7 protein-coding genes and 1 pseudogene are annotated in these 7,907 nt (G+C 62.8%); 2 read left to right on the top strand and 6 right to left on the bottom strand.

The window, feature by feature from the left end; genetic code table 11:
- Positions 1 to 275 precede the first annotated feature (275 nt).
- Complete coding sequence (locus CO664_RS29830) at positions 276 to 3,401, top strand: PAS domain S-box protein (RefSeq protein ID WP_097540715.1); 3,126 nt, start codon at positions 276 to 278, stop codon at positions 3,399 to 3,401.
- 35 nt (positions 3,402 to 3,436) lie between these two features.
- Here CO664_RS29830 and CO664_RS29825 read toward each other — a convergent pair whose 3' ends face one another.
- A complete protein-coding gene (locus tag CO664_RS29825; RefSeq protein WP_097540714.1) occupies positions 3,437 to 3,817 on the bottom strand; it encodes a response regulator in 381 nt (126 codons plus the stop codon).
- Positions 3,818 to 4,237: 420 nt separating this feature from the next.
- Between CO664_RS29825 and CO664_RS29820 the strand changes: the two genes are divergently transcribed.
- Positions 4,238 to 4,873: a response regulator transcription factor gene (locus CO664_RS29820; RefSeq protein WP_037427507.1), complete on the top strand. Its 636-nt coding sequence runs from the start codon at positions 4,238 to 4,240 to the stop codon at positions 4,871 to 4,873.
- Between the two features lie 377 nt (positions 4,874 to 5,250).
- Here CO664_RS29820 and CO664_RS29815 read toward each other — a convergent pair whose 3' ends face one another.
- From CO664_RS29815 to CO664_RS29795, 5 genes and pseudogenes are all read right to left on the bottom strand, one after another.
- A complete protein-coding gene (locus tag CO664_RS29815; RefSeq protein ID WP_037427505.1) occupies positions 5,251 to 5,595 on the bottom strand; it encodes a hypothetical protein in 345 nt (114 codons plus the stop codon).
- 11 nt (positions 5,596 to 5,606) lie between these two features.
- Positions 5,607 to 5,927 carry a hypothetical protein gene (locus CO664_RS29810; RefSeq protein WP_083854376.1) on the bottom strand — a complete coding sequence of 107 codons (321 nt, stop codon included), beginning with the start codon at positions 5,925 to 5,927 and terminating at the stop codon, positions 5,607 to 5,609.
- A gap of 443 nt (positions 5,928 to 6,370) precedes the next feature.
- The gene (locus CO664_RS29805) at positions 6,371 to 6,760 is read right to left on the bottom strand and encodes a hypothetical protein (protein ID WP_037427502.1); all 390 of its coding nucleotides are present in this window, start codon (positions 6,758 to 6,760) and stop codon (positions 6,371 to 6,373) included.
- 236 nt (positions 6,761 to 6,996) lie between these two features.
- Positions 6,997 to 7,572 carry an S-(hydroxymethyl)glutathione synthase gene (gene gfa, locus CO664_RS29800; protein ID WP_097528109.1) on the bottom strand — a complete coding sequence of 192 codons (576 nt, stop codon included), beginning with the start codon at positions 7,570 to 7,572 and terminating at the stop codon, positions 6,997 to 6,999.
- An 83-nt stretch (positions 7,573 to 7,655) separates the two neighbouring features.
- Positions 7,656 to 7,907: pseudogene (locus tag CO664_RS29795) on the bottom strand (S-(hydroxymethyl)glutathione dehydrogenase); the annotation flags it as partial.

Below are 7,907 nucleotides of genomic sequence, written 5' to 3'. Positions count from 1 at the left end.
CGGGGTGGAGCAGCCCGGTAGCTCGTCAGGCTCATAACCTGAAGGCCGCAGGTTCAAATCCTGCCCCCGCAACCAAACAGTCCTCAAAACGGCCCGCCAAGCGCGGGCCTTTTTGCGTTCGCCTCCCCGCGCAACCCCCGCTGAAGCCGGCACAAGCCCCGCCGAACCTGTCCTCCGCCTCCCTTGTCCGGATCGAGGGGCTGTGCATTGCCGGAGCGCATCCACGGGCGCAATATAAGCAACGGAGAATATTAATCCGGGGGAACTCGGGGATCATGTTACGGCACCGCTTAATCCTCCCCGTCGCAGGCGTCGTTCTCGTTCTATGTCTCGTGTTGGCCGGCTTATGGATTTGGACGGGGAATTTTATCGTCTCGATCATGTCGGAGCGCCTGATCCGGGAGGTGACTCAAGCCGTCAATCGCGACGTCGGCCATCGGGTTCGCGCCGCCGAGAAGGCGGTATCGCGCCTCGCCAATGATCTTCTCCGCCGCGACGTCGCGCTCCGTGATCGCGAGGCGGTCGCACGGGAGCTTTATGCTTTGTTGGCCGAGGAGCCCGATGTCGACTGGATGTTTTTCGGCAACGAGGCCGGCGGGCTCGTTTCTGTCGGACGACTGGCGGATTCGAGCGTCGTGTTTCTGATGACCGATGATTTTCGTGCCGGCGTCGTGCGCGAGTTCGAAGCATTGGAAGGCGGCAAGATCGGCCGTTTGCGCAAGTCGGAAGCCCCGTTCGATGCACGCGGAAGGACCTGGTACGTTGAGGCAAAGAAAACGGGCGCGCGATATTGGACGGAGCCCTATCTCGGTCTGGTCGAGCCGATTCTGGGGACGTCCCTTTCCACTCCGGTCGTCGACAAGGACGGCAACTTCGTTGGGGTGGGCGGGATCGACCTCATCCTCACGCAACTTTCCAGGTCCCTACAGACGCTCGATGTCGGCGACAATGGCCGTGCCTTCATCGTTGACGCCAGCGGACATTTGATAGGAGCTTCGGGAGGCGTGTCGCCCGTCACCATCGGTGCTGATGGCGGGCATGTGCGTCTGCAGGCATCCGCGGCCACCGATCCCATTATCCACGCGACCGCCGGCTACCTTGGCCGATATCCAGCCGTCGCCGGGTCGTCTTCGGCTGAGCCGAGCGTGTTTTCCTTCAGCGATCCTGAGCACGGCACGATCTATGCGGCGGTCGACGGGGTCGAACCCGCTGCGCTGAACTGGACGATCGTCTCGGCCGTGCCGGCTTCGGATTTCCTGACGCCTGTGTTCCGCGCGGCCATTCTCTCCATCGGCGTCGGCGCCGCCATCATCGCCAGCTTCGTGGTTCTCGGACTTGCGGTGGTCGGACGCACCTTGCGGCCGCTGACGGCGCTGACGCAGGCGGCGCATGCGATAGCAAGCGGGGAATGGCGAGACGTTCCCAAGGTTCGCCGAAACGATGAAGTCGGGCTGCTTACCGAAGCCTTCACCCTCATGACCTCCCGTCTCAAGGAGACGCTGGAGGGGCTGCGTCGAAGTGAGGCCAATTTCGCAGAAGCGCAGCGCGTTGCCCATGTCGGCTATTGGGAACGCGATCTCGGCACGGATTGTCTCACCTGGTCCGAGGAGACCTACCGCATCTTCGGGCTGGCGCCGCGCGCTGGCGCGGTCAGTCTCGCCGAAGCGGTCGATCGGATACATCCGGAGGACCGGTCGAGCTGGAGCAAGGCCGCCACCGAAGCCGTGCGCGGCGAGTCGCGTTACGACCTGGAGTACCGCATCATCCGGCCCACCGGCGAGCAGCGTATCGTTCACAGCCAAGGCGATCTGACCAGGGACATGTCGGGCCGGGCGCTCAGCATGTTCGGCACGATCCAGGACATCACGGAACGCAAGCGGGCGGAAGAGGCGCTGCGCGACAGCGAGGAACAGTGGAGAGCCGTATTCGAGAACAATCCGACGATGTATTTCATGGTGGACGCGACCGGCACAATTGTGTCCGTGAACCCCTTTGGGGCGGAGCAGCTCGGTTACACGGTCGACGAATTGATCGGCCGTCCCGTGCAGGACGTCTTTTACGAGGCGGACCGGGACGCCGTGATGCGGCATGCGGCCGCCTGCCTCGAACATCTCGGCCAGGCGATGAGCTGGGAGCTGCGTAAGATCCGCAAGGACGGCTCGATGCTCTGGGTTCGCGAGACGGCCCGATCGATGGTGATCAGGAAGCGGCCCGTCATCCTGATCGTCTGCGAAGACGTTACCGAGCGCAAGCGCGCCGAAGAGGCCGCCCGGCGCAGCGAAGAGGAACTTCGCGAGGTGATTGAGACAGTTCCGGCAATGGTGTGGACCGCCTTGCCCGATGGCCGCATCGATTTCATCAATCGGCGGTGGCAGGAGTTCACCGGCTTGTCTCTCGACGGGGTTCCGCCGGCAGACTGGGAGCCCGAAGCCCGGTTCCACCCGGACGACCTCGAGCACTACATGTCCAGATGGCGTGCGTCCCTGGTAACGGGGCGACCCTTCGAGGCCGAGGTGCGGATCCGCCGAGCCTCGGACGGCGAGTATCGCTGGTGGTTCGAAAGTGCCGTGCCGCTCAGGGACGAGCACGGAAACATTGTCAAATGGTACGGTTTCCTCGTCGACATCGAAGACCGAAAGCGAGCCGAGGAAGCGCTGCAGCAGGCGCAGGCGGAGCTTGCCCATGTCACCCGCGTAACGACGATGGGCGCCCTGACATCCTCGATCGCTCACGAGGTCAACCAGCCGCTGGCCGCCGTGGTCACCAATGCCAACGCCGCCCTGCGCTGGCTTGCAAGCCAGCCCCCCAACCTCGAGGAAGCGCGGCAGACGCTCGGGCGCATCGTGCGGGACGGCCACCGCGCCGGCGAGGTGATCGGCCGGGTGCGGGGCCTCCTGAAGAAGACGGCGACGGTCACGGCACAGGTGGATCTGAACGGTCTCATCGAAGATTCGATAGCACTCGTTCACGGCGAGGTCCGCGGCCACCGCGTGACGCTGCGAACCGAACTGGCTGAGGACCTGCCGCCTGTCGCAGGCGACCGGGTCCAACTGCAGCAGGTAATTCTGAACCTGGTGATGAACGGCATCGAGTCTATGAAGAAAGTCGCGGACCGGCCACGAGAGTTGCTCATCACCTCCAAATCCGAAGCATCCGGGATGGCGTTGGTGGCGGTGCAGGACACCGGCGTCGGACTGGAACCGAAGGATACAGAGCGCGTGTTCGAGGCGTTTTTTACGACGAAGGCCGAGGGTCTTGGCATGGGACTGGCAATCTGCCGTTCGATCATCGAGGCGCATGGGGGCCGGCTATGGGCCGAAGCTAAGGAACCCTGGGGAGCCGTTTTTCAATTCTGCCTGCCCACGTATCCGGACGACAGCGTTTCTGCTGCGGGGACGTAGAAGGATCGCTGTAGCGGCAGCGGTTCGGACTTCAATCACCTGGGATGCCGCTCCAGGCCTGAGCGGATGCAGGTCAGCAGTTCCTGCTCGCCAAACGGCTTTTCCAGATAGCCGACAATGTCCGGGCTCAGCCCGCGCGCCCGCAGATTCTCGTTCGGATAGGCAGTGATCAGGACGGTCGGCATGCTCACGCCCAAGTCGACGAGCCGGCGGTGCAGCTCGAGCCCGCTCATGCCTGGCATGTGGATGTCCGTAACCAGGCAGTCCGTGTCGCGAAGACGGGGGAAGGCAAGGAAATCGTTGGCGGATGAAAAGGCCTCCGCGTCGAACCCCAGCGATCTCATGAGGCCCGTGGTCGCCTCGCGCATCGACTGGTCGTCATCGACGATCGCAATGAGAGGCTTCTTGGTTGGCACTGCCGCCTCCAAATACGCGATGGCGTCTTGCTGAAATCGAGCGTTACGGAGCAGGTCGTAACTTACAGCAGCAAGCGGGGGCGACAAAGGCAGAGCACCCTATACAATGGTATAGCTTCATCGGAAGGGTCCGCGCGACGAGCGTGAATTTTCCGGCTCGCGGGTGCCGACGATGCCGCTCGGCAGCGGCCCGAACGCGACGCCCCACCAGCCCCGTCGCCATGTAAATGACCTTGTGACCGAGATAATTCGGGCGCATGCTGAGCTACGAGACGAGTTCGTTTCGGAAATGGCTGAGGAGAGGGGAGTGTTGACATCGCGTCACCCGCGCTCTGCCGCTTCGCCTCCGCGCGAGGCCGCAGCGGCGGGCGCCGACAGATCGCTTCAACAAGAGCGGGCTCCCTGTTGGGGAGCGACGACATGACCGAGGCGCCTGCAACCGTCATCGTCATCGATGACGATCCGGCAATTCGCGAGGCGCTCGGCAGCCTGCTGCGGTCCGTCGGGTTTGAAGTGCAACTCCTCGCCTCGGTGAGCGACCTCCTCAATTCAGGTCGACCAGCCGGGCCGAGCTGCCTCGTGCTCGATGTCCGCCTGCCAGGGCAAAGCGGACTTGAATGTCAGCGGGAGCTGTCGCGGCGAGACATTCAGCTCCCGATCGTCTTCATTACCGGGCATGGCGACATTCCAATGTCCGTGCAGGCGATGAAGGGAGGGGCAATCGAGTTCCTGACGAAGCCGTTCCGCGATCAGGATCTTCTCGACGCCGTTCATCTCGGCCTCGCCCGCGACCGTGCCTGGCTTGAGAATGAAAAGGCCTTGTCCACCTTGCATGCAAGTTACGAGAGCCTGACGCCCCGGGAGCGCGAGGTGATGGCTTTGGTGGTGGCGGGACGGCTCAACAAGCAGATCGCCGGCGATCTGGGCGTCAGCGAGATCACGGTGAAGGTCCATCGCAGCCAGGTGATGCAGAAGATGCGGGCGAAGTCCTTGCCGGAGCTCGCCCGCATGGCGGACAAGCTGAAGCTCGCGCCCGGAAATCCGCAAGGCTCATAAGTTCGTATAAGACATGATGGCCTCACGTATAGGTCATCCCCTCCGCGCCGGTGCCCGATCTTTCCTCCTGGCCAATAGCCGTCGCGGACCCTTGCTGTTACCCTCAGGGCTACTTCTTCCCGTCGGGCCATTTGCTTTCAGATCGGCCCGCTTTGTGCCCCTCCCCGTCCCGGAGGGGCTTTTTTTGTCGGCATCGATCTGCGGGTCATAGCCCGGCGCCCGGAAGTCGTGCGGGAACGAGCACCCGGATGGCCGCGGGGACCACATGAGCGGATCAATCTCTTCTGAAGTGGTGGGAGAAGGGCGCCGCGATCGTCAGCTTTGAGCCGGTCGCGGCCAGGTAAAAGATGGCGTAAGGCCCGATGGGCGCCTTGACCCTAATGTATGGTCAAGGTCTGCACAGGAGGGCTGAGTTCTTCCTCAACCAGGCGAACAAGCTCCAGCGAGTACCAGGAAAGGCCGAAGCGGGTTCCGGTGACGTAAAGTGTGAAGGCGGATGTCGGGGCGCGCAGAGCTCGGCCCCCCTGATGCGCGGCCGGCTCCCGCGGCGTAACGCAAAATGTCATCAAATGCGCTTCCGAGTGCGGATTCGGCCGTGGCGCATAGTCGGGCGGCATGTAGAGCGGATGGCCCGGCAGGGCGGTCCATCCTTCCGATACGCGCTGGGAGAACAGCTGCAATGGGAGCAGATCGATTTCGATGCTGTTGGGTTCCTGTGTCATGGTTACAATCCCTAGAAGGAACGCGGAGGAACGAAGAGGCAGATGGTGCGCCCCGTGGGCTCGCCGGCCACGGTGCAGTGGTGAAACTGCCCGTCCGGGCTGTTCTTGATGCGAGTGTCCCGCGGCATGATGAGCTCGCCCGTTAGCTTGATGACATACCCTCGCGGCCCTTCGAGAACCGCCTGATCCCGGATTTCGCGGCAGTCCATTCCGCTGCAGCATGAGAACGGATAGGTCCATCCGTTCGGCTGCGCCGCCGTCGGCGTCGCATCATGCGCAGCTGCCGGAACGGCTGTCGCGACGGCAAGGAGGACCGCTGCTGGCTTGCTCATATTCCACACCTCAATTTGAGCCGCCGTTGCAGCGCCTCTGGCGCTCCCCAGCGCCGCTTTTTGATCATGGCGCCCGGCGGAAACGGCTCTCCGCGGGAGTATGTAGCTGAGCATAGCAGCAGGGCTCCCGACCGAACTATTGATCGGGAGTACGGATCGGATATCAACGAGGAGGGGGTTCCCTATACGGCGGTCTAATGCGCGTCGCCCACAATATGCCCCGGTTTCGGGAGGCGGTATGGAGATGACCAAGAACAAGGCGCGCTGGAAGGCTCCTTCCAAAGGAGGCACGCGGAATGGGACCGAGGTGACGCGCTATGCCCTTCGGAAAACGCCGTTGGGAGCGGTTCCTTAGTGTCTTTCTCCTTAAATCGAGGTCGACTTATGGAGACATGCAGTAGCACTGGCCGGAAAACCGTCAGCGTGCCATTGCCTGCGAGCCTTCACTTTTCGCCGATCAGGCCTTTGATTTCCGTCAGCTTCTTCATACAGCCCGCCTCGTCGCCGGCGTCCGCCATCTTGCGGGCCTCGGCCGCCAAGGTACTTGGCTTGTCGGCGCTTTCACCGGTACGGGTTCCGGTTACCTGCTCCTGATGGGGCGATATCGCTTCGGTCTGGGTACCGGTCGATCCGGTTATTTCCGTTCCGACGCCCTTCTTCTGTTCGCCGGCGGTAACCTCTTCCTGGTGCTGCGTAACCGCCCCGCCGGAACCGCCCGTTTCGGCGGAAACGATAGCCTGGTCGAGCTTCTCGAGTTCCTGGCGGCAGTCCGCGAATGCCGGCGCAGCCAGAAGAAGGGGGACGGCGGTAGCCGCTACAAGACGTATCGACATTTTGCTCTCTTCGCCTCGCTGTTGGGGACGCACTGCGTCCGTTATCCTCTGGGGGCCAAACAAAGCTCTGCGCGAAGAGTTCCTTGTGGATAGCCGACTGCCTTTAAATTCAACGCGTGCTTAAATTCTCACGGATTTTGCGGGCTTATCATGCGCGACTCGAAGCCCGTGCAAACGCGCTTACAGCGCGCTTTGCTCAGCGCGCTGTAAGGCGGCCTCGACTCGGCCTGTGCCGATCAGCTGGAAAGTGCGCCCGATTTTTTCGCGACCCAGGTGGCCACATAGTCCATCAGGGCTGGCGACAGGCAATCATAGGGCTCCAGTCCAAGCTCTCGCAGGCGGCCCCGAATGCCATCCATGCGACTGGGGTCGACACCCGCTTCGATGATGGAGGACACGAAGGCCGCAAAGCCGGGCGGGGCCCAGCCCGCCTCCTGGAAGCGCTCGGGATGAATGAAGTCCAGCCCCTGGAAGGCATGCTCGCGCTCCACCGGCCCATACATATGAACGCCGCACTCGCGGCAGGCGTGCCGCTGGATCAGCGCCGAGGGATCGACCACCTGCAGCTTGTCGCCATTTTCGAGCACCGTCACCTTGTCATGCGGAACAACCGCGACAATGGAGAAATAAGCGCCGCCAGGCTTCCAGCATTTAGTGCAGCCGCAGGCGTGGTTGTGGGCGATCTGTCCCTCGATCCGCACCTTGACCGGCCTGTCCGTGCAGTCGCAGACAAGCGTGCCTCCGGTAAAATTCGGGCTGGCCGCCCTGATGCCGCCATCCACCGCCGGATGAATTCGAATAGAACTGTCCATTGCGTGTCCTCCCTGTTGTGCCGAAGCCCAATCCTCTCGGGTGCTGTGGCGCTTCGGTTGGTCCCAGCGACCCGCAGATACGCTCAATAGATCACCACGCTCCGGATGCTCTTGCCCGAATGCATCAGCTCGAAGCCCTTGTTGATCTCGTCGAGCGGCATGGTGTGGGTGATCATCGGGTCGATCTCGATCTTCCCCTCCATGTACCAGTCGACGATCTTCGGCACGTCGGTGCGGCCGCGGGCGCCGCCGAAGGCCGTGCCCATCCATTGGCGGCCGGTGACCAGCTGGAACGGCCGGGTGGAAATCTCCTGGCCGGCGCCGGCGACGCCGAT

It is taken from the genome of Sinorhizobium sp. NG07B, from assembly GCF_002532005.1.
GTDB lineage: Bacteria > Pseudomonadota > Alphaproteobacteria > Rhizobiales > Rhizobiaceae > Sinorhizobium > Sinorhizobium fredii_C.
This window is presented reverse-complemented; position numbering and strand designations above follow the sequence as displayed.